At 71.6% G+C, this 23550-nt stretch carries 23 protein-coding genes and 1 riboswitch; of the genes, 19 read left to right on the top strand and 4 right to left on the bottom strand.

Translation table 11 applies throughout. The features are described from left to right. Positions 1 to 21 precede the first annotated feature (21 nt). The 8 genes from ACYVKZ_RS13565 to ACYVKZ_RS13530 all read left to right on the top strand — a co-directional run bounded on the left by ACYVKZ_RS13565 (position 22) and on the right by ACYVKZ_RS13530 (position 9835). On the top strand, positions 22 to 1284 hold the full coding sequence (locus ACYVKZ_RS13565; RefSeq protein ID WP_460992779.1) for an MFS transporter: 1263 nt from the start codon (positions 22 to 24) through the stop codon (positions 1282 to 1284). Between the two features lie 10 nt (positions 1285 to 1294). After that, positions 1295 to 2830, top strand: a complete 1536-nt coding sequence (locus tag ACYVKZ_RS13560) for a phosphatase PAP2 family protein (RefSeq protein WP_460992778.1) — start codon at positions 1295 to 1297, stop codon at positions 2828 to 2830. Positions 2831 to 2976: 146 nt separating this feature from the next. Further along, a complete protein-coding gene (locus tag ACYVKZ_RS13555) occupies positions 2977 to 3960 on the top strand; it encodes an ABC transporter ATP-binding protein (RefSeq protein WP_460992777.1) in 984 nt (327 codons plus the stop codon). Next, on the top strand, positions 3957 to 4820 hold the full coding sequence (locus ACYVKZ_RS13550) for an ABC-2 transporter permease (protein WP_460992776.1): 864 nt from the start codon (positions 3957 to 3959) through the stop codon (positions 4818 to 4820). The genes ACYVKZ_RS13555 and ACYVKZ_RS13550 overlap by 4 nt, the downstream gene beginning before the upstream one ends. Before the next feature lie 7 nt (positions 4821 to 4827). Next, positions 4828 to 6078 (top strand): sensor histidine kinase, encoded by a 1251-nt coding sequence (locus ACYVKZ_RS13545; protein ID WP_460992775.1) that lies wholly within the window; start codon positions 4828 to 4830, stop codon positions 6076 to 6078. After that, entirely contained in the window at positions 6075 to 6791 is a 717-nt protein-coding gene (locus ACYVKZ_RS13540) for a response regulator (protein WP_460992774.1), read from the top strand. The genes ACYVKZ_RS13545 and ACYVKZ_RS13540 overlap by 4 nt, the downstream gene beginning before the upstream one ends. A gap of 87 nt (positions 6792 to 6878) precedes the next feature. Then, positions 6879 to 6994, top strand: a riboswitch (SAM riboswitch). A 38-nt stretch (positions 6995 to 7032) separates the two neighbouring features. Then, positions 7033 to 8376 (top strand): MFS transporter, encoded by a 1344-nt coding sequence (locus ACYVKZ_RS13535; RefSeq protein WP_460992773.1) that lies wholly within the window; start codon positions 7033 to 7035, stop codon positions 8374 to 8376. Positions 8377 to 8455: 79 nt separating this feature from the next. Continuing rightward, positions 8456 to 9835: an LLM class flavin-dependent oxidoreductase gene (locus ACYVKZ_RS13530; RefSeq protein ID WP_460992772.1), complete on the top strand. Its 1380-nt coding sequence runs from the start codon at positions 8456 to 8458 to the stop codon at positions 9833 to 9835. Positions 9836 to 9961: 126 nt separating this feature from the next. On the opposite strand, the gene ACYVKZ_RS13525 is transcribed toward ACYVKZ_RS13530, so the two are convergent. Next, positions 9962 to 11167 (bottom strand): S53 family peptidase, encoded by a 1206-nt coding sequence (locus ACYVKZ_RS13525; RefSeq protein WP_460992771.1) that lies wholly within the window; start codon positions 11165 to 11167, stop codon positions 9962 to 9964. 245 nt (positions 11168 to 11412) lie between these two features. Here ACYVKZ_RS13525 and ACYVKZ_RS13520 point away from each other — a divergent pair, with 245 nt between their 5' ends. Genes ACYVKZ_RS13520 through ACYVKZ_RS13510 form a run of 3 tightly spaced genes read left to right on the top strand, consistent with a single transcriptional unit; the run spans position 11413 to position 13980 of the window. Continuing rightward, the gene (locus ACYVKZ_RS13520) at positions 11413 to 11925 is read left to right on the top strand and encodes a hypothetical protein (RefSeq protein WP_460992770.1); all 513 of its coding nucleotides are present in this window, start codon (positions 11413 to 11415) and stop codon (positions 11923 to 11925) included. Next, positions 11894 to 12631 carry a glutamine amidotransferase gene (locus ACYVKZ_RS13515; protein WP_460992769.1) on the top strand — a complete coding sequence of 246 codons (738 nt, stop codon included), beginning with the start codon at positions 11894 to 11896 and terminating at the stop codon, positions 12629 to 12631. Before ACYVKZ_RS13520 ends, ACYVKZ_RS13515 begins: the two co-directional genes overlap by 32 nt. A gap of 50 nt (positions 12632 to 12681) precedes the next feature. Next, positions 12682 to 13980: a M18 family aminopeptidase gene (locus ACYVKZ_RS13510; RefSeq protein WP_460992768.1), complete on the top strand. Its 1299-nt coding sequence runs from the start codon at positions 12682 to 12684 to the stop codon at positions 13978 to 13980. 25 nt (positions 13981 to 14005) lie between these two features. Here ACYVKZ_RS13510 and ACYVKZ_RS13505 read toward each other — a convergent pair whose 3' ends face one another. Continuing rightward, a complete protein-coding gene (locus ACYVKZ_RS13505; protein WP_460992767.1) occupies positions 14006 to 14662 on the bottom strand; it encodes a DUF1345 domain-containing protein in 657 nt (218 codons plus the stop codon). 289 nt (positions 14663 to 14951) lie between these two features. Between ACYVKZ_RS13505 and rpsF the strand changes: the two genes are divergently transcribed. The 6 genes from rpsF (at position 14952) to ACYVKZ_RS13475 (ending at position 18807) form a co-directional block, all read left to right on the top strand. Further along, positions 14952 to 15257 carry a 30S ribosomal protein S6 gene (gene rpsF / locus ACYVKZ_RS13500; protein ID WP_066501662.1) on the top strand — a complete coding sequence of 102 codons (306 nt, stop codon included), beginning with the start codon at positions 14952 to 14954 and terminating at the stop codon, positions 15255 to 15257. A gap of 63 nt (positions 15258 to 15320) precedes the next feature. After that, a complete protein-coding gene (locus ACYVKZ_RS13495; protein WP_460992766.1) occupies positions 15321 to 15917 on the top strand; it encodes a single-stranded DNA-binding protein in 597 nt (198 codons plus the stop codon). Positions 15918 to 15995: 78 nt separating this feature from the next. After that, positions 15996 to 16235 (top strand): 30S ribosomal protein S18, encoded by a 240-nt coding sequence (gene rpsR / locus ACYVKZ_RS13490; RefSeq protein ID WP_026820365.1) that lies wholly within the window; start codon positions 15996 to 15998, stop codon positions 16233 to 16235. 16 nt (positions 16236 to 16251) lie between these two features. Then, the gene (rplI, locus tag ACYVKZ_RS13485; RefSeq protein ID WP_066501660.1) at positions 16252 to 16704 is read left to right on the top strand and encodes a 50S ribosomal protein L9; all 453 of its coding nucleotides are present in this window, start codon (positions 16252 to 16254) and stop codon (positions 16702 to 16704) included. 180 nt (positions 16705 to 16884) lie between these two features. Then, on the top strand, positions 16885 to 17559 hold the full coding sequence (locus ACYVKZ_RS13480) for an FMN reductase (RefSeq protein WP_460992765.1): 675 nt from the start codon (positions 16885 to 16887) through the stop codon (positions 17557 to 17559). Positions 17560 to 17664: 105 nt separating this feature from the next. After that, entirely contained in the window at positions 17665 to 18807 is a 1143-nt protein-coding gene (locus ACYVKZ_RS13475; protein ID WP_460992764.1) for a dipeptidase, read from the top strand. 1 nt (position 18808) lies between these two features. On the opposite strand, the gene ACYVKZ_RS13470 is transcribed toward ACYVKZ_RS13475, so the two are convergent. Beyond that, positions 18809 to 19543: a hypothetical protein gene (locus ACYVKZ_RS13470; protein WP_460992763.1), complete on the bottom strand. Its 735-nt coding sequence runs from the start codon at positions 19541 to 19543 to the stop codon at positions 18809 to 18811. Positions 19544 to 20011: 468 nt separating this feature from the next. Here ACYVKZ_RS13470 and dnaB point away from each other — a divergent pair, with 468 nt between their 5' ends. Then, the gene (gene dnaB, locus ACYVKZ_RS13465; protein WP_066501646.1) at positions 20012 to 21400 is read left to right on the top strand and encodes a replicative DNA helicase; all 1389 of its coding nucleotides are present in this window, start codon (positions 20012 to 20014) and stop codon (positions 21398 to 21400) included. Positions 21401 to 21479: 79 nt separating this feature from the next. Here the strand turns inward: dnaB and ACYVKZ_RS13460 are convergent, their stop codons facing one another. Then, positions 21480 to 21839 carry a VOC family protein gene (locus ACYVKZ_RS13460; protein ID WP_460992762.1) on the bottom strand — a complete coding sequence of 120 codons (360 nt, stop codon included), beginning with the start codon at positions 21837 to 21839 and terminating at the stop codon, positions 21480 to 21482. A 270-nt stretch (positions 21840 to 22109) separates the two neighbouring features. On the opposite strand from ACYVKZ_RS13460, the gene ACYVKZ_RS13455 reads away from it, so the two are divergent. Continuing rightward, positions 22110 to 23540: an amino acid permease gene (locus ACYVKZ_RS13455; RefSeq protein ID WP_460992761.1), complete on the top strand. Its 1431-nt coding sequence runs from the start codon at positions 22110 to 22112 to the stop codon at positions 23538 to 23540. Positions 23541 to 23550: the final 10 nt, after the last annotated feature.

Raw genomic sequence — 23550 nt, 5'->3', positions numbered from 1 at the left:
GGGGACGCCGGTGGGAGCCCCATGAGCACCCGCACCGACTCGGCTGGCACCGTCCGGGCAGCCGCCATCGCCATCTTCGTCATCTTCGGCACCAACGGGTTCATCTTTGCCTCTTGGGCGGCGCGTATCCCGTCGGTGACCGAGGCGCTGGGACTGAGCACGGGCGAGATGGGCGCCGTCCTGCTCGTCGGCGCCCTCGGCTCTCTCGTCTCGCTGCCGCTGACCGGGACGATCGTCGACCGGATCGGCCTCAAGGCCACCGTCCGCTCCGGCGGCTCCCTGGCCATCACCGCCGGCGCCGTCATCGGCATCGGCCTGCTCGCGCACTCGGTGTGGGTCGTCACCGCGGGCATGGTCCTCTTCGGCAGCGGCATCGCCTTCTGGGACGTCGCCCAGAACATCGGCGGCGCGGACGTCGAGCACCGGCTCGGCCGCACCGTGATGCCCCAGTTCCACGCCGCGTTCAGCGGCGGCGCCGTCCTCGGCGCGCTCATCGGGGCAGCCCTGAGCGCCGCCCGGATCGACCTCTCGCTGCACCTGTTCGCGATCGTAGTGGTCGTCGCGGCGATCATCGCCGTGGTGCCGCGGTACTTCCTCGCGCACGACGCCGGCGGGTCGCCCCATGAGGGTGCCGCGGCTGGGGCAGCGGGGGACGGCGGCGCGGGCCCGATCCCCGCGGCCGAGGCACGGGCGCCGAAGGGCACCGTGCTCGACGCCTGGCGCCATCCCCGCACCGTCCTCATCGGGGTGGTGGTCCTGGGCGCCACGCTCACCGAGGGAGCGGGGAACGACTGGATCTCGAAGGGCGTGGTGGACGGCCTGGACGCCAGCGAGGCCGCCGGGGCCGCGCTCTTCGCGGTCTTCGTCGGAGCGATGACTGTGGCCCGCTGGTTCGGCGGCCGCATCATCGACAGGATCGGCCGCGTCGCCGCCCTGCGCATCAGCATGGTCTCGGCCCTGATCGGCCTGAGCACATATGCCTTGGCAAGTACATATCTTCTGTCCGCGGTCGGGGCCGTGTTCTGGGGACTCGGCGCAGCGCTCGCGTTCCCGATGGGCATGTCCGCCGCCGCGGACGATCCCCGCCGGGCGGCCGCGCGGGTGTCGGTGGTGTCCACGATCGGCTACATCGCCTTCCTCGCGGGGCCTCCGTTCCTCGGCTTCCTCGGGGACCACCTCGGGCTGCGGCACGCACTGCTCGCGATCCTGGTGCCCATCCTCGTGGCCCTCGCCCTGGCCGGCGTCACCCGGAAGGAGGGGGCCGGGCATGGGGCGGCGCAGTAGGCTGGCCCGCATGAGGCGACCCCGCCGGCTCCGTGACCTCCGGCCTCCCGGCCTTCCCTTCCATGCCGTCCAGCGCATGGACACCGCCCTCGTCGACCGGGTGGCCCGGCTCCCACGCGGCCCATGGGACCCGGCCTTCTCCTGGCTCACCCGGGCCGCCACGCACTCGAAGCTGTGGATCGGCGTCGCTGCGGCGCTGGCCCTGAAGAAAGGGCGGCCGCGGCGCGCCGCCGCGCACGGGCTGATGGCCGTGGCGCTCGCCTCTGCGGGCGTGAACCTCGTGGCCAAACGCCTCCTCCCTCGCACCCGCCCGCATCCCGAGGCGCTCCCGGTGCACCGCTTCCTCAGCCCCCAGCCCACGAGCTCGTCCCTGCCCAGCGGCCACTCGGCCTCCGCCTTCGCGTTCGCCACCGGGGTGGGTCTGCTGAGCCCGCCTCTCGGAGCGGTGCTCGTGCCGCTGGCCGCAGGCGTGGCCTACTCGCGGGTCCATACGGGCGCCCACTGGCCCAGCGACGTGGTCCTCGGCTCCGCCTGCGGCGTCGGCGCCGCATTCGTGACGCGCACCTGGTGGGCGCGCCTCGAGACCGCGCCGCCCGCGCGGATGACCCCCGCATCGGCCCCTGCCCTCGAGCGGGGGGAGGGGCTCGCCGTCGTCCTCAATCCGGCCAGCGGGCCGGCGGGGACCGACTCCGCGGCCAGGGTGCGGGAGCTCCTCCCGGCCGCGATGGTCAAGGAGGTCGGCGAGGACGACGACGCCGAGGACGTGGCCCGGTCCCTCGCTTCCACCCCCGGGGTGCGCGCGCTCGGTGTCTGGGGCGGCGACGGAACGGTCGGCGCCGTGGCCGGCGTGTGCGCCGACCTCGGCCTGCCTCTTGCGGTCCTGCCGGGCGGGACCTTCAACCACTTCGCCCGCGACCTCGGCGCGCTCGAGGGAGCCGACGTGGCCGACGCGGTCGGCGCCGGGACGGCGCTCGTGTGCGACCTCGGCCGGGTGCGGGCCGAGCGGGGGAGCGCCGAGGCTCCGGAGGAGGTGCGCGCCGTCATGCTCAACACGGCGAGCGTGGGGGTCTACCCCAACCTCGTCCGGCGGCGCGACCACCTGCGCCGCCGACTGCCCTGGCTGCCCAAGCGCGCCGCCGGGACCCTCGCCGCCCTGCGCACGTTCGGCGCCTCGACCCCCACGCGGCTCGAGATCGACGGTGTCCGCCGCAAGGTGTGGACGCTCTACATCGGCCGCGGCCGCTACTGGCCCCGCGACATCGCCCCCCTCGAGCGCCCCATCCTGGACGACGGCGTCCTCGACCTCCGCGCCGCCAGCGCCCGGCCCCGCTTCGCCCGGCTCCGTCTCCTCACCGCGCTGGTCACCGGGACCGCCGAGCGGAGCCCTGCCCTGCACGAGTGGGATGCGGAGGAGGTCGAGCTCGCGGCTGTCGGGCGCCCCCTGGTCCTCGCGGTGGACGGCGAGGTGATCCCCGGCGTCCAGCGCGCGAGCGTGCGGGTGGAGCGGGGCGCGCTCACGGTGTATTCGCCGCGGGCCGCCAACTGAGGGAGGCAGGCGCAGGAACCGCCGGCGGGAGTCATCCTTGAGGACGAGGCCGGCCCTGCCAGGGGGCGGGAGTTCATCCCCACGGCCGTCGCGGCGGCCCGGGCGGGCCCCTAGCGTGGAACCATGCGAACACGAAGGGGAATGTCATGATCCAGGCGCAAGACCTGGCCAAGGTCTACGGCGACAAGACGGCAGTGGACGGTGTCACCTTCACCGTCCAGCCCGGCCGCGTCACCGGCTTCCTCGGCCCCAACGGTGCCGGCAAGTCGACCACGATGCGCATGATCATGGGCCTCGACGCGCCCACGCGCGGCACCGTGACCGTCAATGGCGAGCCGTATGAGAAGCACCGCGCGCCGCTGCGGGAGATCGGCGCCCTCCTCGAGGCCCGCGCCGTGCACCCCGGCCGCACCGCCTACACCCACCTGCGGGCCCTCGCGGCCACGCACGGCATCCCCACCTCGCGCGTCAGCGAGGTCATCGAGATGACCGGCCTCGGCGCCGTGGCCCGCAAGAAGGTCAAGGGCTTCTCCCTCGGCATGGGGCAGCGGCTCGGCATCGCCGCCGCGCTGCTCGGCGACCCTCAGGTCGTGGTGCTCGACGAACCCGTCAACGGCCTCGACCCCGAAGGCGTCCTGTGGGTCCGCAACCTCGTCAAGTACCTGGCCTCGGAGGGACGCACCGTCTTCCTCTCTAGCCACCTCATGAGCGAGATGTCCCAGACCGCGGACCACCTCATCGTGATCGGCCGCGGGAAGATCATCGCGGACGCCCCGATCCAGGACATCCTCAACGGCGAGGGCCGCGCCCGCACCCGCGTCCGCACCGACAGCCCCGAGCAGCTGGCCTCGCTCCTCGCCCGCGAGGGCGTGAGCATCCAGACCCAGGAACGCGAGCTCCTCGAGGTCTCCGGGCTCGAGCCGCGCGAGATCGCCCAGACCGCGCTCGGCGCCGGCGTCCTCGTCTACGAGCTCACGCCGCTGCAGGCGAGCCTGGAGGAGGCCTACCTCGAGCTCACCAAGGATGACGTGGAGTACCGCTCCGACCGTCCCGACGCCGGGCACAGGCCCGCCGCACCCGCCCAGACCGCCGCGGGCACCCCCGCCCAGACCCAGGAGGCGAACCGATGAGCACCGCAGTCCAGCACGCCCGCCGCTCGGCGGCACCGGCCCTCAGCGGCCCGACCTTCCCCCGGGTGCTCAACTCCGAGCGCATCAAGCTCCTCTCGCTGCTGTCAACCCGGATCCTCCTGCTGTGCTCCGTGGTGCTCATGGTCGGGTTCTCGGCCCTCCAGGCCTGGGGGTTCGGCCAGGTGTCCCAGGCCCAGCACAACGGCACCGTGACCAACCCGCGAGAGGCCATCGACGTCTCGGCGCTCCTCCCGCAGCTCCCGGTCGCCGGCGTCTCGTTCTCCCAGCTCATCCTCGGATCGCTGGCCGTGCTCATCATCAGCGCGGAGTTCACCTCCGGCATGTCCCGGGCCACCTTCGCCGCCGTCCCCAAGCGCTGGCCGGTGCTCGCCGCCAAAGCCGTGTACGCGATCCTCATCGGGTTCGTCCTCACCTACGTCGGCGCCTTCCTCGGCGGCCTCGCAGCCCAGCCGATCCTCGGCAACTACAGCCTGCACCTGGACATGGCGAGCTGGGACATCCAGCGCATCATGCTCCTGAGCGCAGCGTACGTCGCGGCGGTGGCCCTCATGGGCCTCTCCCTCGGCGCCCTCCTGCGGAACTCGGCCGGGGCCATCGTGACCCTTGTCGCGGCCCTGTTCGTCCTGCCGATCATCTTCCAGCTCATCCCGAACGACTTCTTCAAGGAGGCGCGCAAGTACCTCCCCACGAACGCCGCGAACGCGATGATGGAGGCCGGCTCGGGCAACCCGCTCAACACGGCGTACCTCGAGCCCTGGCAGGGCACGCTGGTCATCGTCGCCTACGTGGTGGTGCTCCTCTTCGCTGCCTTCACCACGCTCAGGCAGCGGGACGTCTAGGAGGACCGTGCACTCTCCCGGCGCGCAGGCGCTCGCCCTCGCGGTCCCGCCACGGCGGGGCCGCGTCCGCGCGTACCTGGCGGACCGTCCGGTGGCGATGGACTGGATCGTCGTCGCCGCGGCCGTGTTCCTCGCGGCCCCGCTCTTCGCCGAGTACGCGCTCCACGGGAACTGGTGGCAGTTCGCCCTGCTGGCCCTCCAGCAGGCTGCCCTGCTGGGCCGGCGGCGGTCGCCGTGGGCCGTGCTGGTGGTGACCGTCGCGATCGACGCCGCCCTGCTCTACCAGTCCCCGAACAGTTCGGTCATGAGCGCGGCGATCTTCTTCGCCCTCTACGCCGTGGCCGCCTCTGCCCCGGCACTCATCGCCTTCGGCGCCTCCGTGCTCGCCTCGGTCCCCGCCTCGGCCTACTACGCCTTCGTCTACAGCCCCCGCGGGCCCGCGGCGTCGGAGAACGCCCGCTATGTGGGCCTGGTGGCGGCGGTCTCCGTGCTGCTGATGGACGTCCTCGCGACCGGTCTCGGGGCGTGGGTCCGCGGCACCCGGGAGCACCAGGCCGAGATCCGAGCGTGGGCCATGCGCAGGGCCGAGCTGGCCTCGGTCCAGGAGCGCAACCGGATCGCCCGCGAGATGCACGACGTCGTCGCGCACTCGCTCACGGTCATGGTCGCCCTCAGCGACGGCGCCGCGAAGATCGCCGCCAAGGACCCGGACCGCGCCCAGGAGGTGCTCGGCGAGCTGTCCCGGACGGGGCGCACAGCGCTGGCGGACATGCGCCGCGTCCTCGGGGTGCTCCGTGAGCCCGCGGCGGGCCCGAGCCTCGCCCCGGCCCCCGGGACCGAGAGCCTCCAGTCGCTCGTCGCGGGCTTCCGGACCGCCGGCCTCACCGCCGTCCTCACCCTCACCGGGGCCGCGCCGCCCAAGGACCCGGCCTTCCAGCTCGCCGTCTACCGGATCGTCCAGGAATCCCTGACCAATGCGCTCCGGTACGGGCGCGGTGTCTCCCGCGCCGAGGTCGGGCTGGCGAGGGAGGGCAGCACCGTGCGGATCCGGGTCGAGAACGACGGCGCGGCGGCCGACGGCGCGCAGCCCCGCCTCGGGACGGGCGGCGGCATCGCGGGGATGCGCGAGCGCGCGGCGCTGTACGGCGGCACCCTCCGCGCCGGACCGCGGGCCGGGGGAGGATGGACCGTGGAGACCGAGCTGCACTGGGACGAGCAGCATGGGGACGAGCAGCACCGGGCGGAGGGGGACGCATGAGCGAGACGGAACACCAGCACGGCGAGGGGTCCCTGCGGCTCCTCCTCGTCGACGACCAGCCCCTCCTGCGGATGGGCTTCCGGCTCGTCCTCGAGTCCGAGGAGGACCTCGAGGTAGTCGGCGAGGCGGGCAACGGCGCCGAGGCCGTAAAGCTCACCGAATCGCTGCGGCCCGACGTCGTGCTCATGGACGTGCGCATGCCCGTCATGGACGGCATCGAGGCAACCCGCCGCATCGCGGCCGCCCACAGCGCCGCCCGGGTCATCATCCTCACCACGTTCGACCTCGATGAGTACGCCTTCTCCGGCCTCCAGGCCGGGGCCTCGGCGTTCCTCCTCAAGGACGTGGCCCCGGCTGAACTCGTCCAGGCCGTGCGCCTTGTGGCGAGCGGGGACGCCGTCGTGAGCCCCCGCGTGACCCAGCGCCTCCTCGAGACCTACGTCCGCAGCGCCGGCGCGCCCGCGCGCGGCAACGGGGGGACCGCGCCGGACCCCCTGCTGAAGGATCTGACGCCACGCGAGCTCGAGGTCCTGCGGGCGATCTGCGAGGGCCTGAGCAACGCTGAGATCGCGCACCGGTTCTTCCTCTCCGAGGCGACTGTGAAGAGCCATGTGCGCCGGATCCTCACGAAGCTGCACCTGCGCGACCGGGTCCAGGCCGTGGTCTACGGGTACGAGACCGGGCTCATCATCCCGAGCAACCCCGACTACTGAACTCCAGACGGCGGGTGGGGCCTGTGTGAACCTCCGTGACGGGCGCGTTTTCGTCCCGCGGGCAGCCCACCGGCAGACTGGGCGAAGAATCAAGAGTTCCGGCAACAAGCCCTGGCTTGCCGGACGGCAACCCTCCGGCTGTAGTGGGGTGCCCCAGGTGAGGATTCGACGGCGCGGGGACCCCGGCGTCGTAAGTATGGCGCCTGAGCGAGCCTCGCGCCGCGACCCGAAGAGGACCTCCATGGCCACCCTCCTGAGAACCGAGCCGGGACTCGGCAGCGCCCTGCGCGCCAAGCGCCGCATCCTCGCCTCCGCGTTCGTCGGCACCACCATCGAGTGGTACGACTTCTACCTCTACGGCACGGCCTCGGCCCTCGTGTTCAACAAGCAGTTCTTCCCCGACGCGAGCCCGCTCGTCGGCGTCCTGGCCTCATTCGCCACCTACGCGGTCGGGTTCATCGCGCGGCCCCTCGGCGGCGTCATCTCCGGCCACCTCGGGGACCGGATCGGCCGCAAGGCCCTACTCGTGGCCTCCCTGCTGACCATGGGCATCGCCTCCACCCTCATCGGCGTCCTGCCGAACTATGCCTCCATCGGCATCCTCGCCGTGGCGGGACTCGTGGTACTCCGGCTCATCCAGGGCCTCTCTGCCGGCGCCGAGTGGGGCGGCTCCGCGCTGCTCTCGGTCGAGCACGCCCCGGCCGGGCGGAAGGGCCTGTTCGGCTCGTTCACGCAGGTCGGCTCGGCGGCCGGCATGCTCCTGGCCACCGGCGCGTACGCGCTCACCCAGGCCTTCCTCACGCCCGAGCAGTTCCAGTCATTCGGCTGGCGGCTGCCGTTCCTCCTCTCCGGCGTCCTCGTCCTCATCGGCCTCTGGATCCGCCTGGGCGTGACCGACGCGGAGGAGTTCACGGCCGTCAAGGACTCCGAGGGCATCGTGGCCCGCCCCGTGGCGCGCGTGCTGCGCGAGCACCCGCGCGGGATCCTCGTGACCATCGGCATGCGCCTCGTCCAGCCCGCCATCTACACGCTCATGACCGTGTACATCCTCGGCTACCTCAAGGACCGCCGCCACGACACCACCTCGGGCCTGGCCGCGATCCTCATCGTCTCCGCCATCGGCCTGCTCTCGGGGCCCTTCTGGGGCTGGCTCTCGGACCGCGTCGGGCGCCGGCGCATCGCCGTCGCTGCGTCCGCGGGCGTGGTGGTGCTCATCTGGCCGTTCTTCTGGTTCCTCGACCACGGCAGCCTGACCTTCCTGCCGCTCGTGCTGCTCGTGGGGATGAATATCCTGCACGATGCGATCTACGGCCCGCAGGCCGCGTGGTTCGCCGAGCAGTTCCCCACCGAGCTGCGCTACTCGGGGGTGTCCTTCGGCTACCAGGTCGGCACCGTGCTCTCCGCGGCCGTCACCCCGCTCGTCGCCGCGGCCCTGCTCCAGGCCGGCGGCGGGACGCCGTGGCTTGTGTGCGGCTGGTTCGCCGTCCTCGGCGTCCTCACCACCGTGGCCGCACTCGCCGCCAAGGACCCGGTCGGCCGGCGCGCCGCCCAGCCGGCCACGGCGGAGGGCGGGGCGGGCGCCTGAGGCGCCGGCCGCCGTCGTCCGCAGACCCGCCCGCCGGCCGCCGCCCCGGCCCACCGCACCCGAACCCGGAAGGAACCCCATGACCAAGCCCCTGCTCCTGAATGCGTTCGAGATGCTCGTGCCGGTGCACCAGTCGCCGGGCCTGTGGCGGCACCCCGACTCGCAGGCCCACCGCTTCGCCGAGCTCGGCTACTGGACGCAGCTCGCCAAGGCCCTCGAGGACGGCGGCTTCCACGGGATCTTCTTCGCGGACGTGCTCGGGCAGTACGACGTCTACGGCGGCAGCGCCGACGCCGCCGTGCGCGGTGGGGTGCAGTACCCGGCCCTCGACCCGCTGCTGATCGTGTCCGCGCTGGCGGCGGCGACCGAGCGGCTCGGCTTCGGCGTCACCGCCTCGGTCACCTACGACCACCCGTACCTGCTGGCCCGCAGGTTCGGCACGCTCGACCACCTCACCGGCGGCCGGCTCGCGTGGAACATCGTCACCTCGTACCAGGAGTCGGCGGCGCGGAACCTCGGCCTCGACACGCAGGTGCCGCACGACGAGCGGTACGACCGGGCCGAGGAGTTCATGGACGTCGCCTACAAGCTGTGGGAGGGCTCGGTGGACGACGGCGCGCTGGTCGCCGACCCCGTGGCGAACGTCTTCACGAACCCCGCCGGGGTGCGGGGGATCGCGCACGGCGGCGACGCCTACCGGGTGCCCGGCCCCGCCTTGGTCGGGGCCTCCCCGCAGCGGACCCCCCTGCTGTTCCAGGCCGGGGCCTCGGCCCGCGGGAAGGCGTTCGCCGCGAAGCACGCCGAGGCGGTGTTCTTCTCGAGCTCGACGCCCGCGCAGGCGAAGAAGTTCACCGACGGACTGCGGGCGGAGCTCGTCGCGGCCGGCCGCGCACCGGACTCGGTGAAGGCGTTCAACCTCGCGACCGTCATCGTGGCCGAGACGGACGAGGAGGCCGCAGCGAAGCTGGCCGACTACGAGTCCTACGTGGACACCGACGCGGCGCTCGCGCTGTTCGCCGGGTGGACCGGGGTGGACCTCTCCGGGCTCGACCACGACGCTCCGCTGACCTATATCAGGAGCGAGGCCAACCAGTCCGCGCTGGCCCAGTTCACGCTGCTGGATCCGGAGCGCACGTGGACCCTTCGTGAGGTCGCGAAGTTCATCTCGATCGGCGGCCGCGGGCCCGTGATCGTGGGCTCCCCGGCCACCGTCGCGGACGCTCTCGAGCGCTTCGCCGTCGAGGGCGGCGTCGACGGGTTCAACCTGACCTCGGCCGTCCGCCCCGCCGACCTGCTCGAGTTCGCCCGGCTCGTCACGCCCGAGCTGCGCCGCCGCGGGCTCCTGGCCGAGGCAGCCCCGGGCGCGACGTTCCGCGAGACCGTCCTCGGCGCCGGGCCCCGCCTGGCCGCCGACCACCCGGCGAGGCGCGTGGCCGGCGTCGTCCCCGCGACGGCCTAGCGGCTGCGCTGTCCGGCCCCTGACAGCTGAGGGGTCATGTCCCAAGCGTGAGGGGTCATGTCCCTGCCGATCGCGGCGGGGACATGACCTCTCAGCGCAGGGAGGTGACCCCTCAACGCAGGGCGGTCAGAAGCCGCCCACCCCGTTCGGCGTGCCGAGGCCCGTGGGGCCGTCCCAGCCGGCGCCCGCGGTGCACCACTGCGACGTGGGGCACGTGCCGTTCGATCCGCTCGTCACGTCGAACAGGCTCGAGGAGTGGCCGTACGGGATCGAGTTCGCGTAGGTGCCCGTCGCCGCCGAGCCCGTGTTGCCGCTGAGGGCGTACACCGAGGAGATGATCGGCGAGGCCTCGCTCGTGCCGCCGAACTGGCCCCACGTCGAGGCGCTGCTCGAGGTCGGGTAGTAGACGGCCAGGCCGCCGTTGTTCGGATCGGCCGCGGCCGAGACGTCGGCCATGGCGCGGTTGGCGCATCCGGTGTTGAACGGTGCGGCCGCGGGGAGCGCGGCGTTGTAGGTCGAGCAGCCGGAGCCGGCGCCGCTCCACGCGGACTCCGTCCAGCCGCGCGCAGTGGAGGCGGCCGTCAGGGACGTCCCGCCGACCGCGGTCACGTAGCTCGAGGAGGCCGGGTAGGAGCCGCCCTGGTAGCCGTTGTCCCCGGTGCTCGCGGTGACCGCGATCCCCGGGAAGTTGTAGTACTTCCCGTAGGTGGCGTCGGAGGCGTCCGAGCCGCCGTAGGAGTTGGAGATGGCAACGACGCCGGGGGTCCTGGCCGCCGTCTGCACGGCCGCGCCGAGGTCCGCGAAGCTGGCCGACTTGGCCTGGAAGACGGCGATCTTGCAGTCGGGGCACGCGGCGGACACGGCGTCGACATCGAGCGCCTGCTCCTGGGACCAGCCGAGGTCGAACCGCGGCAGGCTCGTGCCGCCGGTCTGGTTGCGCACGCTCAGGCAGCCGTTCGCGGACGTGCAGGCGGGAAGGCCGAACTGGGAACGGTAGACGCCGAGGTCGCGCTCGAGGTTCGGGTACCCGTAGGCGTCCACGATCGCGACCGTCCGCCCACCGGAGGAGGTGCCCATGAGCTTGTACGCATTCTGGAGCTGGGCGGGGGTGAGGGCCGTGGCCGGCGGGGCAGCATTGCTCGTGACGGGCTTGCCGTTCGGGTCTGCGGCCTGGCGCGCAGTGCAGGCGGCATCGCCCGCGCGCGGGGTGGAGCAGACCTGGATGGAGCGGTCGGAGTGCGGGTTCGGCCCGGGGGTTGCCGACGCCGGAGCTGCCGCGGCGACGCCCGCGAGCAGCAGACCGGCTGCCGCTGCGGTGAGGAGCTTCCTCATGTCATGCCCTTCTGTTGGGGACAACGTGGTGTCACGCCGGATAGACGACAGCGTTCACATTGCTTTACAAGTTTCGTCACACCGACGGACCGAGACTTGCAGCGTGGGGGCGCAGCGACAAGGGTGCGGGCCGGATTGCCAGCAAACTCTCAGTTACGTATCCAATCCAGTAAATTCCTGCTGGCCCCGCTTCGCGGCCGGGCCGGAAAGCCGTCCGCCGGGCCTTCCCGCTCCGAATGCTGTGCATGGACATGGACACGGAATCGCTGTGCGGACGTCGCAGGTCGGCGGCAGCGGCACTGGTGGGCGGCCCGGCGGCGGTGGGTCTCGGGCTGGCGGCCCACATCGTCTCGGGCGCGGCCGCGCCTCCAGCGGTGGTACTCGTTGCGCTCGTCGCGCTCGTCAGCCTGCTCGCCTCCGTGGCTGCCCGCGCCCCGCTGGCCCCGTGGATGGTCGCGATCGGCAGCGGGGCACTCCAGCAGGCGCTCCACCTTGCATTCACGGCGCTTGCCGGGCCCGATGGACCCCTCTTCCCCGCAACGGGACACGCGCACCACGGAGCTTCGTCCCCGGCCGCACCTGCCGGCGCCCTCCAGGGAGCCCCCGTGGATTTCCACCTCCTCGTGGTCGCGCACATCGCGGCGGCGCTCCTCACCGTCCTCGCCCTCACCGCCGCGACACGGTTCGCCGCTTCGCTGCGGGCCCCGGGGAGCCCACAATATGGTCATGAGGCCCTTTCTTCTGCTGGCATCCCGTGACCACGACGAGGTGGCGGACGACGAGTACCGGGCCTTCTGCGCCTACGCGGGCCTTGAGCCCGAGCAGCTGCACCGCGTCCGCGCCGAGGCCGGCCCACTCCCGCAGATCAGGCTCGACGACTACTCGGGGGTGATCCTCGGCGGGAGCCCATTCACCGCCTCGGACCCGGGGGAGGAGAAGGGCCCGGTCCAGCGCCGCGTCGAGGAGGAGATCGGCGTCCTGCTGCGCCGGATCGTCGAGGCGGACTTCCCCTTCCTCGGCGCCTGCTACGGGGTCGGGCTCCTCGGCAGCCAGATGGGCGCCGTCATCGACCGCCACTTCGGCGAGCCCGTCGGGCCCGTCAAGGTGAGGCTGAGCGCCGTCGGCCTCCGCGATCCCCTCTGCGCTGGGCTCGACCCGGCCTTCCACGCCTTCGTGGGGCACAAGGAGGCCGTCCGCACGCTGCCGCCGCACGCCGCCCTGCTCGCCGGCTCGGACACGTGCCCGGTGCAGATGTTCCGCTTCCGCCGCAACCTCTACGCGACCCAATTCCACCCCGAGCTCGACGTGCCGGGCCTCGAGCGGCGCATCGACGCGTACCGGCATTCGGGCTACTTCCCGCCGCACGAGGCCGAGCAGGTCAAGGAGCGCGCCCGCGGCACCCGGGTAAGCGAGCCCCAGAAGATCCTGGCGAACTTCGTCCGCCGCTACGCCGCGGAGGACTGAGCCCGCCGGCTCCCGCCGGGCGCGGGAACCCGGCTGGCTAGACTCGCACCATGCCTACTGCCGCCCTTGCGCACGCCCTGGACCTCGGCCGCTTCGTCATGGCCTCGCCGTCGAGCTTCCATGCCGCCGCCGAGGGCGCGCGGCGGCTCGCCGCGGAGGGCTTCACGGTCCTTGCCGAGGCCGACGAGTGGCCGGCCGGGCCGGGGAAGTACGCCGTCATCCGGGACGGTGCGCTCATCGCGTGGATCGTCCCCGAGGGCGCCGGCCCCACCACCGGGTTCCGCATCCTCGGCGCGCACACCGACTCGCCGTCCTTCAAGCTCAAGCCCCGGCCCACCACGGGCCGGCTCGGCTGGCTGCAGGCCGGCGTCGAGGTGTACGGGGGTCCGCTGCTCAACTCCTGGCTCGACCGGGAGCTGCGGCTCGCCGGCCGCCTCGTGACGCTCGACGGCGAGCAGCACCTCGCGGCGACCGGCCCGCTCCTGCGCTTCCCCCAGCTCGCGATCCACCTCGACCGGGCAGTCAACGAGGGCCTCGCCCTCGGCAAGCAGCAGCACATGAACCCCGTCTGGGGCCTCGGCGACCCGTCCGCCGAGGACCTGCTCGGCGTGCTCGCCGAGGCCGCCGGCGTCGATCCCTACCAGGTGGGCGGCTTCGACGTCGTGGTCGCGGACACGCAGGAGCCGGCGGTCTTCGGAGCCCACGGCGAGTTCTTCGCCTCGGCGCGACTGGACAACCTCTCCTCCGTGCACGCGGGCCTCGTGGCGCTCGTGCAGGCCGCCGAGGCCTCGGGACCGGAGCAGGGGGAGGAGGGCCCGATCGCCGTCCTCGCCGCGTTCGACCACGAGGAGGTCGGGTCATCGTCCCGCTCGGGCGCGGCCGGCCCGTTCCTCGAGGATGTCCTGGCCCGCATCGGCGGCGCCCTCGGCGCGACGGCGACCGAGCGGCGTCGTGCGTTCGCGGCGTCGTGGCACCTCTCCGCCGACGCCGGCCACGCCGTCCACCCCAACTATGCCGAGCGCCACGACCCGGCCAACCACCCCCTCCTGAATGGAGGGCCGCTGCTGAAGATCAACGCGAACCAGCGGTACGCCACCGATGCCGCCGGCGCGGCGCTCTGGGCCGCGGTGTGCGGCGAGGCCGAGGTGCCCTACCAGGAGTTCGTCTCCAACAACGATGTGCCGTGCGGGTCGACGATCGGGCCGCTCACCGCAACCCGTCTGGGCATCCGCACGGTGGACGTGGGCATCCCGCTGCTGTCCATGCACTCGGCCCGCGAGCTGGCCGGGGTGCAGGACCCGGGGCGGCTGGCCCGTGCGGCGGAGCGGTTCTTCGTCCGCGCCGGCTGAGTCCCGCCGGGGAGGCCCGCGGGGACTAGCTCGCGAGGCCGATCACGAGGTTGATGGTCGCCGCGAGGATCAGGGTCGCGAACACGTAGGCCAGGAGGCTGTGCTTGAGTGCCTCAGTGCGGATGGCGCGGGTCCTGATGGCCGTGTCGGACACCTGGTAGGTCATGCCGAGGCTGAAGGCCATGTAGGCGATGTCCGTGTACTGCGGGGGCTCGTCCTGGTTGAAGTCGATGCCGCCCTCGGGGGTCGCGTAGTACAGCTCCGTGTAGCGGAGGGTGAAGATGGTGTGCAGCATCAGCCACGAGGCCGCCACGACGGTCAGGGCGAGGAAGGCCAGGGCGGCCTTCGCCGGGCCGTTCGCGTTGTTGCCGGAGACGATGACGATCACCACGGCGACGATCGCCGCGACATTGGCACTGAGGATCAGGAAGTCGCGCGCGCTGCGGCGGGGGTCCTCCTGGCGCGCGTGGATGCGCGTCTCCTCGGTGTTCATGGGGGCGATGCGCACCCACACCCAGACGTCGTAGATGAGGGCGGCCGCGCCCCAGCCGGCGGCCGGGGCGTGCCACCACGAGCTGAAGATGCCGGTGAGGACGGCCACGGCCGCTCCGGCGGCAAACATGATCCAGACGCGGCGGCGGGCAATTCGCGCCCGATGGGTGAGCTCGGCATCTGGCTTCATACGCCCGATCCTCGCAGCCGAGTCCGGGAATCCGCCGGTCCCTCCACAGGCGCGCTTCCGGCGTGTCGTCCACATGGCGGCGGCCGCGCGGATGACGCCGGGCGGGCGGCGCTAGCGTGGATCGCGGGATGGGTGCCGGCCGGCTCGGGGGACGGGCCGGCATCGGGTAGACTTGTGCAGTCTGTGCGCCACCTCCCGCCCTCTGCGGGGGACGGGGCACGGGCGCGCACATGAACCTCCTGTTGCGGAAAGACCGCAACCGCTTAGCCCGAAGGAGGTGGGTTCACACATGCGTCCTTACGAACTGATGGTCCTCATCGACCCCGAGGTCGACGAGCGCACGGTCCAGCAGTCGCTGGATAAGTTCCTCTCTGTGGTCACCACCAGCGGTGGCTCCATCGACAAGGTGGACATCTGGGGTCGTCGCCGTCTGGCGTACGACATCAAGAAGAAGAACGAGGCGATCTACGCGGTCGTCAACTTCACCGCTGAGCCGGCCACGGCCCAGGAGCTGGACCGCCAGCTCTCCCTCAACGAGACGATCCTTCGCACGAAGATCATCCGCCCCGAGGACCAGAAGGTTTCCGCCAAGTAGTCTTGGCGTGACTCCCTCAAGTACATCGATCTTCAGCACGCGTCGGACGAACCAGGAGGAAGCATGGCAGGCGAGACCACCATTACGGTGATCGGCAATCTGACGAATGATCCCGAGCTGCGGTTCACGCCGTCGGGCTCTGCCGTGGCCAATTTCACCGTGGCCTCGACCCCGCGCACGTTCGACCGCCAGGCCAACGAGTGGAAGGACGGGGAGACCCTGTTCCTCCGCGCGTCGATCTGGCGCGAGGCTGCCGAGAACGTCGCCGAGTCCCTCACCAAGGGCATGCGCGTGATCGTCTCAGGCCGCCTGAAGAGCCGTTCGTACGAAACCAAGGAAGGCGAGAAGCGCACCGTCATCGAACTCGAGGTCGACGAGATCGGCCCGAGCCTGCGCTACGCCTCCGCGAAGGTCAACCGCACCCAGCGCTCCGGCGGCCAGGGCGGCAACTTCGGCGGCGGCCAGGGCGGGAACTTCGGCGGCGGCTCCTCCGGGGGCAACTGGGGCGGCAATCAGGGTTCGCAGAACCCGGGTGGCGGCTCCGGCGGCAGCTGGGGTGGCGGCGGCGGTGGCCAGCAGCAGGATGACCCGTGGGCAACCCCGGGCGTCAGCAGCTCTGGCGGCTGGGGCACGGGCAACGACTCCGAGCCCCCGTTCTGATCCCCTCACCTTCCACATCACACATCACAACCATCCCGTGGCTGATGCCACGGGCTCCAGAGACTAAGGAGCTCCACGATGGCCAAGGCTGAAATCCGTAAGCCGAAACCAAAGTCCAACCCCTTGAAGGCCGCTGACATCACTGTCATCGACTACAAGGATGTCGCCCTGCTGCGCAAGTTCATCTCGGACCGCGGCAAGATCCGCGCCCGCCGGGTGACCGGTGTGTCCGTGCAGGAGCAGCGCAAGATCGCCCAGGCGATCAAGAACGCCCGCGAGGTCGCCCTGCTCCCCTACTCCGGCGCTGGCCGCGGCTGAGAAGGGAAGCAATCTCATGGCAAAGCTCATTCTGACGAACGAGGTGACGGGTCTCGGCTCCGCCGGTGACGTCGTCGAGGTCAAGGACGGCTACGCGCGCAACTACCTGCTGCCGCGCGGCTTCGCGGTCACGTGGTCGAAGGGTGGGGAGAAGCAGGTCGAGCAGATCCGCGCTGCCCGCGAGGCCCGTGCCCACAAGTCGCTCGAGGCCGCCCAGGCCCAGGCCGCCGCTCTCGCGGGCACCCCGGTGCGCCTCGAGGTGAAGGCCGGCAAGGAAGGTCGCCTGTTCGGGACCGTCCGCCCTGACGCCGTGGCCGGTGCTGTCGAGGCTGCCGGCCTCGGCGCCATCGACAAGCGCAAGGTGGTCATCCCCGGCCACATCAAGTCGACCGGCAAGTACGAGGTCTCCGTGCGACTGCACGATGAGGTCTCCGCCGTGGTCAACCTCGAGGTCGTCGCCGCGAAGTAGTCGCAGCACCGGCCCATGCCGTCAGGCATGACGGGTTGAGAAGGCCCCCACCGCTCGCGCGGTGGGGGCCTTCCGCATGCGCGGGGTGCCCGGGAAAGCGGTCCCGGGGAATACGGGACGGGCCCAGCCGGTTGCCGAGGGTAGATGCAAACGCATGTACTTCGAGAGCAAGGCAGGATCATGGCAGCCACCACCTCCATCGTCGTCATCTCCGCGGGCCTCGGCGTCCCCTCCTCGAGCCGTCTGCTCGCAGACCAGCTGTCCGCGGCGGCCGAGAGGCTGGGCCGGGCGGCCGGGATGGAGCCCGCGGTCACCACCTTCGAGCTCCGCGACCTCGCCGTGGACATCGCCAACAACTTCGTGACCGGCTACGCGGCCCCGGGCCTCGCCGAGGCGATCGCCGCGGTGGAGGGCGCCGACGCCATCATCGCCGTCACCCCCGTCTTCTCGGCCAGCTACAGCGGCCTGTTCAAGTCCTTCATCGATGTCCTCGAGCCGCGCTCCCTCGAGGGCAAGCCGGTGCTCCTGGGGGCCACCGGGGGCACGGCCCGCCACAGCCTGGTGCTCGACCTCGCGATGCGCCCGCTCTTCAGCTACCTGCGCACCCGGACGGTGCCCACGGGCGTGTTCGCTGCCCCGACCGACTGGGGCCAGGGCGGCGTGGACGGTGCCCAGGGGGCGGGCCTCACAGCCCGCATCGAGCGCGCCGCCACCGAGCTCGTGCGCGAGGTGGCCGCATCCCGGCCGTCCAAGTCCGCCGAGGGCTCCGGGTCGCTCCCGGCGGTGGCCACGCGCCCGGAGGACAGGTCGTTCGAGGAGCTCCTCGCCGACCTCACCGTCCCCCGCACCTCCTGAGCGTCACCTTCTGGGGACCTCGTAGGGGTCATCTCCCCCGGGTCACCTCCTGGGGGTCACCCGACGTGCCCTCCAGGAGGTGACCCCCAGACGTACGATGGCGGGATGCAGCAGCCAGCCCCCGGCCACGCGCCGGTCTTCGACGGCCACAACGACCTCCCCTGGGCGCTCCGCCAAGACTTCGGCTACGATGTCGCCGCGGCCGCCCTCGGGACGCGCCAGCCCCGGCTCCACACCGACATCCCGCGGCTGCGCGAGGGCGGCGTGGGCGCACAGTTCTGGTCCGTCTTCGTCCCCTCGACCCTGAGCCCGGCGGAATCGGTCGTCGCCACCCTCGAGCAGATCGACTGCGTGCACCGCATCGCCGTCGCGCACCCCGACGTGTTCGAGCTGGCGCGCACCGCCGATCAGGTGCGGGAGGCCGCCCGACGCGGCCGCATCGCCTCCCTCATGGGGGCGGAGGGCGGCCACAGCATCGCGGGCTCACTCGCCGTGCTGCGGATACTCGCGCAGCTGGGAGTGGGCTACATGACCCTCACGCACAACGACGACGTCCCCTGGGCCTGCTCGGCCACGGGCGAGGCGATGGCCGCCGGGCACGACACCGGCCTGACCGCGTTCGGGCGCGAGGTCGTCGCCGAGATGAACCGGCTCGGCATGCTCGTGGACCTCTCGCACGTCTCACCGCGGACCATGGAGGACGCACTGGACGCGACCGCCGCCCCCGTGATCTTCTCCCACTCTTCGACCCGCGCCGTCTGCGACCACCCCCGCAACGTGTCCGACCACGTCCTCGAACGCCTCCCGGCCAACGGCGGCGTCCTCATGGTCACCTTCGTGCCCAAATTCGTCTCCGAACCCTGCCGGGAGCATGCCCTCGCCGTGCGGGAGACGCGGCTCTCCCTCGGCCTGCCGGTGGACTTCCACGACGTTGCCCCCGAGGAGGACCCCCAGGCCGCCGCAGAGTTCTCGGCGTGGCTCGAGTCCCACCCCGCCCCCGAGGCGACGGTCGGCGACGTCGTGCGCCACCTCGAGCATGCCCGCGACGTCGTGGGCCCCCGCCACCTCGGCCTCGGCGGCGACTTCGACGGCACCACCGACCTGCCCCGGGGCATGGACGGCGTGGCCGGCTACGGCCCGGTGCTCTCGGCCCTCGCCGAGCGGGGCTGGCCGCAGGAGGACCTCGACGCGCTGTGCTGGGGGAACGCGCTGCGCGCGCTCGAGGGCGCGCAGGAGGCCGCGGACTAGCTCACAGCAGCGCGACGAAGGCGCGCGCGTCCTCGATGCTGATGTCCGAGTGGCGGTGCAGCATCTGCGCGGCGTCCTCGGCGTCCCCGATCCGTGCCAGGGACTTGATCTCGTTGTAGATCTCGTCGTTGAGCATGTTGGAGGCAACCTCGAGGGTCTGCCGGCCGTTGCTGACGATGGCGCGGTATCGGTAGGGGAACCGCTCGGGCCGGCTCTCGCCGGGATCTGGGGCGCGCGTCCCCCCGTCCGACGGCGCGCCGTGGGCGCTCCTCGTCGGCTCCCCTGACGCCTCGGCCGCGGTGCGACGCGCGACGGCGGGGGGCTGCTCCGGCGCGGCGGTCCCCTCCGGCGCCGCCTGCTCGGGCGCAGCCTGGTCCCGAGGTGCAGCGATCTCCTGAGGTGCCGGATGGACCTCCGGCGAGGGCGCGGCAGCGCGGAAGGCTTGGGGGTAGCGGTCGAGCAGGATGACGGCGTTGCGGGCCTCCACGAGCCCGGAGCCCGTGGCCTCGCGGTAGGCAGCGATCGCCTGGACCGTGAGGCCGCGGGCGATGAGCGAGTAGACGGCCCGATGCTGCGCCTCGTTCAGTCGCGCGGAGGCCGCCGCCGCGGCGGCCGGCCCTCCGGAGAGGGCACCCTCGAGGGATTCCCTGCTGCGTCGTGCGCCGGCACGGAGCACGAAGACGACGATGGCGGCGACGACGAGGAGGATCAGGAGCGGAGGCAGGAGGTTTTGCATGCGGGCTTCTCGGGTGGCGGAGTGTGCACTTCCAGCGTAGTGCCTGCGGTCATCCGGCTGCGAGGACGCGCGAGCATGCCCCCGGACGGATAGACCCGCGCCAATGGTCCGATGCATGTGGCCCAGGCCACATAAGGCCCTGATGCATGTGTGCGCGGGCATGCGGCCGACCCGGCCCCCCGAGTGCTGCTGTGGATTGTCCCTGTGGACAAACTTCTTTGTTCCACAAGCTGTCGACAGAGTTTTCCCACGTCAGAAGGCATTTTTTGGCAGCGATGAGAAGTTGTCCACAGATATCCACAGGTTCGTGAACACCTGTGGGTCCTTTTCCCACAGGTTGTCCACAGGGGTGGTGAAAACCCAGCTTCACGACTGTCGGTGGGCCCCGATACGGTGTGCACGTTCCTCCGGAGGCGTGGTCTCGACGGCCGGCTCCGGAACGATTGCCAGCGGCCCGAGGTGTTGCCCATGTCCACGTCCCACGTCGATTCAGCACCGTCCTTCCGGGACGCTGACGCCGCGCGCACTCCGCCGCAGGACATCGTGGCGGAGCAGTCCGTGCTCGGCGGGATGATGCTCTCGAAGGACGCGATCGCGGACGTCGTGGAGGTGGTGCGCGGCATCGACTTCTACCGCCCCGCGCACGAGGCCATCTACGAGGCCATCATCGACCTCTACGGTCGCGGCGAGCCCGCGGACGCCGTGACCGTCTCGGATGAGCTGACCAAGCGCGGCGAGATCAACCGGGTCGGTGGCCCCGCGTACCTCCACGAGCTCATCCAGTCCGTGCCCACGGCCGCGAACGCCGGCTACTACGCGGAGATCGTCGCCGAACGCGCCGTGCTGCGCCGCCTTGTCGGGGCCGGCACGAAGATCGTCCAGCTCGGCTACGGCCAGGACGGTGAGGTCGAGGACCTCGTCAACCAGGCCCAGGCCGAGGTCTACGCCGTGGCCGAGCGCCGCACAGCCGAGGACTACGTCCCGCTCTCCCAGGTCATGGAGGGCGCCATGGACGAGATCGAGGCGGCCGGCCACCGCGGCGGCGGCATGACCGGCGTCCCGACAGGGTTCTACGAGCTCGACGAGCTCACCCATGGGCTCCACCCCGGCCAGATGATCGTGATCGCGGCGCGGCCCGCCGTGGGAAAGTCGACCTTCGCGCTCGACTTCGCCCGCTCCGCCGCGATCAAGCACAAGATGGCCACCGTCTTCTTCTCGCTCGAAATGGGCCGCAACGAGATCGCCATGCGCCTCATGAGCGCCGAGGCCTCGATCCAGCTCCAGGACCTCCGCCGCGGCACGCTCCGCGACGACCAGTGGGCCAAGATCGCCTCGGTGCTCGGCCCCCTCAACGAGTCGCCGCTGTTCATCGACGACTCGCCCAACATGTCCCTCATGGAAATCCGGGCCAAGTGCCGCCGCCTCAAGCAGCAGCACGACCTCAAGCTCGTGGTCCTCGACTACCTCCAGCTCATGTCCAGCGGCAAGAAGGTCGAGAGCCGCCAGCAGGAGGTCTCCGAGTTCTCCCGTGCCCTCAAGCTCCTGGCCAAAGAGCTCGGCGTGCCCGTCATCGCCCTGTCCCAGCTCAACCGTGGCTCCGAGCAGCGCACAGACAAGCGCCCGATGGTCTCGGACCTGCGCGAGTCGGGCTCGATCGAGCAGGACGCGGACATGGTGATCCTGCTCCACCGCGAGGACGTGTACAACAAGGAGTCGCCGCGCGCCGGCGAGGCGGACATCCTCGTCGCCAAGCACCGCAACGGCCCGACCAAGGACATCGTGGTCGCCTTCCAGGGCCACTACTCGCGCTTCGCCAACATGGCCGCCGACGCCGGCGGCGAGGGCGGCGGCTTCTAGGCGCACGGCGCCGCGGGCCCCGCCCCGGCCCGGCCCGTGGGGAGCCGGCGCCGTGAAGCGGTGCGCGCCCTCGGGACGCTCAGCTGAGGCAGAGGCAGAAGGGGTGTCCGGCCGGGTCGAGGAAGACGCGGAATGACGTCCCCGGCTGGTGCGAGTGCTTGGTGGCACCCAGCGCGAGGACGGCCTGCTCGGCGGCGTCAAGGTCGTCGACCACGACGTCCAGGTGCATCTGCTGCGGCACCCCCTGGCCCGGCCACTCCGGGGCCGTGTAGTCCCGGACGCCCTGGAAGGCGATGCACTGGCCGTAGTCGGCCCGTATCTGGGCCCAGTCGGCGGATGACTCCTCCACCGTCCAGTCCAGGAGCCCCGCGTAGAACTGGGCAAGGGCGCCGGGCTCGGGGCAGTCGATGACAACGTTGGGGAACCGTGCGATAGCCATACCCGCGACGCTACCCGCGCCAGAGGACAGGGTGTGTCCGCTGTGCCTCCGGCCGCCGGCGTGTCCCGAATCACCCGTCATGGTGGCGCCGCCTACGTTGCGACGATGTTTCGGGGAGCTCCTGGGAGAACATTCGGTGACCAGAGGTGAACTCTTTTGGGCGGATACCCTGCACGCGGGAGCAAAGACTGTGCGATCGCCCGCGCAGACCCTCCGGGTATGGGTCCACCATTGATTCCGGCATTGACCCTAACGATGGAAGTGAGCCTGATGGCTTCCCAACCGGAACTCCACAAGACCCTCAAGCCCCGACACCTGTCGATGATCGCCATTGCCGGTGTCATCGGCGCCGGGCTCTTCGTCGGCTCCGGCGCTGCGATCAAGCAGGCCGGCCCCGGGATCATCCTCGCCTATGCGGCCGCCGGCATCGTCGTCATCCTCGTGATGCGCATGCTCGGCGAGATGGCCGCGGCGAACCCCGAGACCGGCTCCTTCTCGGCGTACGCGGACAAGGCGCTCGGCCGCTGGGCCGGCTTCAGCATCGGCTGGCTCTACGCGTGGTTCTGGATCATCGTCCTCGGCATCGAGGCCACCGCGGGGGCGGCCATCATGCACCGCTGGCTCCCCGGCATCGACCAGTGGATCTGGGCGCTCGTGCTCATGGTCGCGCTCACGCTCACCAATGTGTGGAGCGTGAAGTCCTACGGTGAGTTCGAGTTCTGGTTCGCCTCGGTCAAGGTCACCGCGATCATCCTGTTCCTCATCGCCGGCATCGCCGCGATCTTCGGCCTCATCCCCGGCCTCCCCGCGCCCGGCACCACCAATCTCCTCGGTCACGGGGGCCTCATGCCCAACGGCGGCAGCGCGGTCCTGGCGGGCATCCTCGTCGTCGTGTTCTCCTTCTTCGGCGCCGAGATCGCCACGATCGCGGCGGGGGAGTCCGCCGATCCGGTGACCGCGGTCCGCAAGGCCGTCAACTCGACGGTCTGGCGCATCCTCGTGTTCTACATCGGCTCGATGGCGATCGTCGTGACCCTCCTGCCCTGGGACGACGCATCCGTGGCCAAGAGCCCGTACGTGGCCGTGATCGAGCGGTTCGGCGTCCCCGGCGCGGGCACCATCATGGACATCGTCGTGCTCACCTCGGTCCTCTCGTGCCTCAACTCGGGCCTGTACACGGCCAGCCGGATGATCTTCTCGCTCTCGACCCGCGGCGACGCGCCGTCGTCGTGGTCCCGCATCTCCACCCGGGGCGTCCCGGTCCGCGCGGTGCTCGTCTCGACGGTGGTCGGCTTCGTCACCGTGGGCCTGAACTACCTGTGGCCGGACACGGTCTTCCTGTTCCTGGTCAACACCTCGGGCGCGATCGCACTGTTCGTGTGGCTCGTCATCGCCGCCTCCCAGCTGATCCTGCGCCGCCGGGCCGACGCCGCCGGCACGAAGCTCGAGATCCGCATGTGGCTCTTCCCCTACCTGACCTGGGCCTCGATCGTGGCGATCGTCGCGCTCCTCGTGGGGATGCTCTTCCTCGACGACACCCGCGACGAGCTCATCCTGTCGGTGGCACTCGCCGCCATCGTGGTCGCGATCGGCGTCCTCCGGTACCGCCGCCGCGGCCCCGCGGCCGCCGGCCCGCCGGTGCTGGCCGAGGATGCCGAGGCCAGGGAGGTCGACGCAGAGGCCCACGGGCACGGCGCCTGAGGAACGCCTC

Source organism: Sinomonas soli (assembly GCF_054782415.1).
This window is presented reverse-complemented; position numbering and strand designations above follow the sequence as displayed.

Excerpts from the sequence above, each read along its gene's own strand:
- ACYVKZ_RS13565 (WP_460992779.1), top strand. The coding sequence starts at position 22 with ATGAGCACCCGCACCGACTCGGCTGGCACCGTCCGGGCAGCCGCCATC.
- ACYVKZ_RS13560 (WP_460992778.1), top strand. The coding sequence starts at position 1,295 with ATGAGGCGACCCCGCCGGCTCCGTGACCTCCGGCCTCCCGGCCTTCCC.
- ACYVKZ_RS13555 (WP_460992777.1), top strand. The coding sequence starts at position 2,977 with ATGATCCAGGCGCAAGACCTGGCCAAGGTCTACGGCGACAAGACGGCA.
- ACYVKZ_RS13550 (WP_460992776.1), top strand. The coding sequence starts at position 3,957 with ATGAGCACCGCAGTCCAGCACGCCCGCCGCTCGGCGGCACCGGCCCTC.
- ACYVKZ_RS13540 (WP_460992774.1), top strand. The coding sequence starts at position 6,075 with ATGAGCGAGACGGAACACCAGCACGGCGAGGGGTCCCTGCGGCTCCTC.
- ACYVKZ_RS13535 (WP_460992773.1), top strand. The coding sequence starts at position 7,033 with ATGGCCACCCTCCTGAGAACCGAGCCGGGACTCGGCAGCGCCCTGCGC.
- ACYVKZ_RS13530 (WP_460992772.1), top strand. The coding sequence starts at position 8,456 with ATGACCAAGCCCCTGCTCCTGAATGCGTTCGAGATGCTCGTGCCGGTG.
- ACYVKZ_RS13525 (WP_460992771.1), bottom strand. The coding sequence starts at position 11,167 with ATGAGGAAGCTCCTCACCGCAGCGGCAGCCGGTCTGCTGCTCGCGGGC.
- ACYVKZ_RS13520 (WP_460992770.1), top strand. The coding sequence starts at position 11,413 with ATGGACATGGACACGGAATCGCTGTGCGGACGTCGCAGGTCGGCGGCA.
- ACYVKZ_RS13515 (WP_460992769.1), top strand. The coding sequence starts at position 11,894 with ATGAGGCCCTTTCTTCTGCTGGCATCCCGTGACCACGACGAGGTGGCG.
- ACYVKZ_RS13510 (WP_460992768.1), top strand. The coding sequence starts at position 12,682 with ATGCCTACTGCCGCCCTTGCGCACGCCCTGGACCTCGGCCGCTTCGTC.
- ACYVKZ_RS13505 (WP_460992767.1), bottom strand. The coding sequence starts at position 14,662 with ATGAAGCCAGATGCCGAGCTCACCCATCGGGCGCGAATTGCCCGCCGC.
- rpsF (WP_066501662.1), top strand. The coding sequence starts at position 14,952 with ATGCGTCCTTACGAACTGATGGTCCTCATCGACCCCGAGGTCGACGAG.
- ACYVKZ_RS13495 (WP_460992766.1), top strand. The coding sequence starts at position 15,321 with ATGGCAGGCGAGACCACCATTACGGTGATCGGCAATCTGACGAATGAT.
- rpsR (WP_026820365.1), top strand. The coding sequence starts at position 15,996 with ATGGCCAAGGCTGAAATCCGTAAGCCGAAACCAAAGTCCAACCCCTTG.
- rplI (WP_066501660.1), top strand. The coding sequence starts at position 16,252 with ATGGCAAAGCTCATTCTGACGAACGAGGTGACGGGTCTCGGCTCCGCC.
- ACYVKZ_RS13480 (WP_460992765.1), top strand. The coding sequence starts at position 16,885 with ATGGCAGCCACCACCTCCATCGTCGTCATCTCCGCGGGCCTCGGCGTC.
- ACYVKZ_RS13475 (WP_460992764.1), top strand. The coding sequence starts at position 17,665 with ATGCAGCAGCCAGCCCCCGGCCACGCGCCGGTCTTCGACGGCCACAAC.
- ACYVKZ_RS13470 (WP_460992763.1), bottom strand. The coding sequence starts at position 19,543 with ATGCAAAACCTCCTGCCTCCGCTCCTGATCCTCCTCGTCGTCGCCGCC.
- dnaB (WP_066501646.1), top strand. The coding sequence starts at position 20,012 with ATGTCCACGTCCCACGTCGATTCAGCACCGTCCTTCCGGGACGCTGAC.
- ACYVKZ_RS13460 (WP_460992762.1), bottom strand. The coding sequence starts at position 21,839 with ATGGCTATCGCACGGTTCCCCAACGTTGTCATCGACTGCCCCGAGCCC.
- ACYVKZ_RS13455 (WP_460992761.1), top strand. The coding sequence starts at position 22,110 with ATGGCTTCCCAACCGGAACTCCACAAGACCCTCAAGCCCCGACACCTG.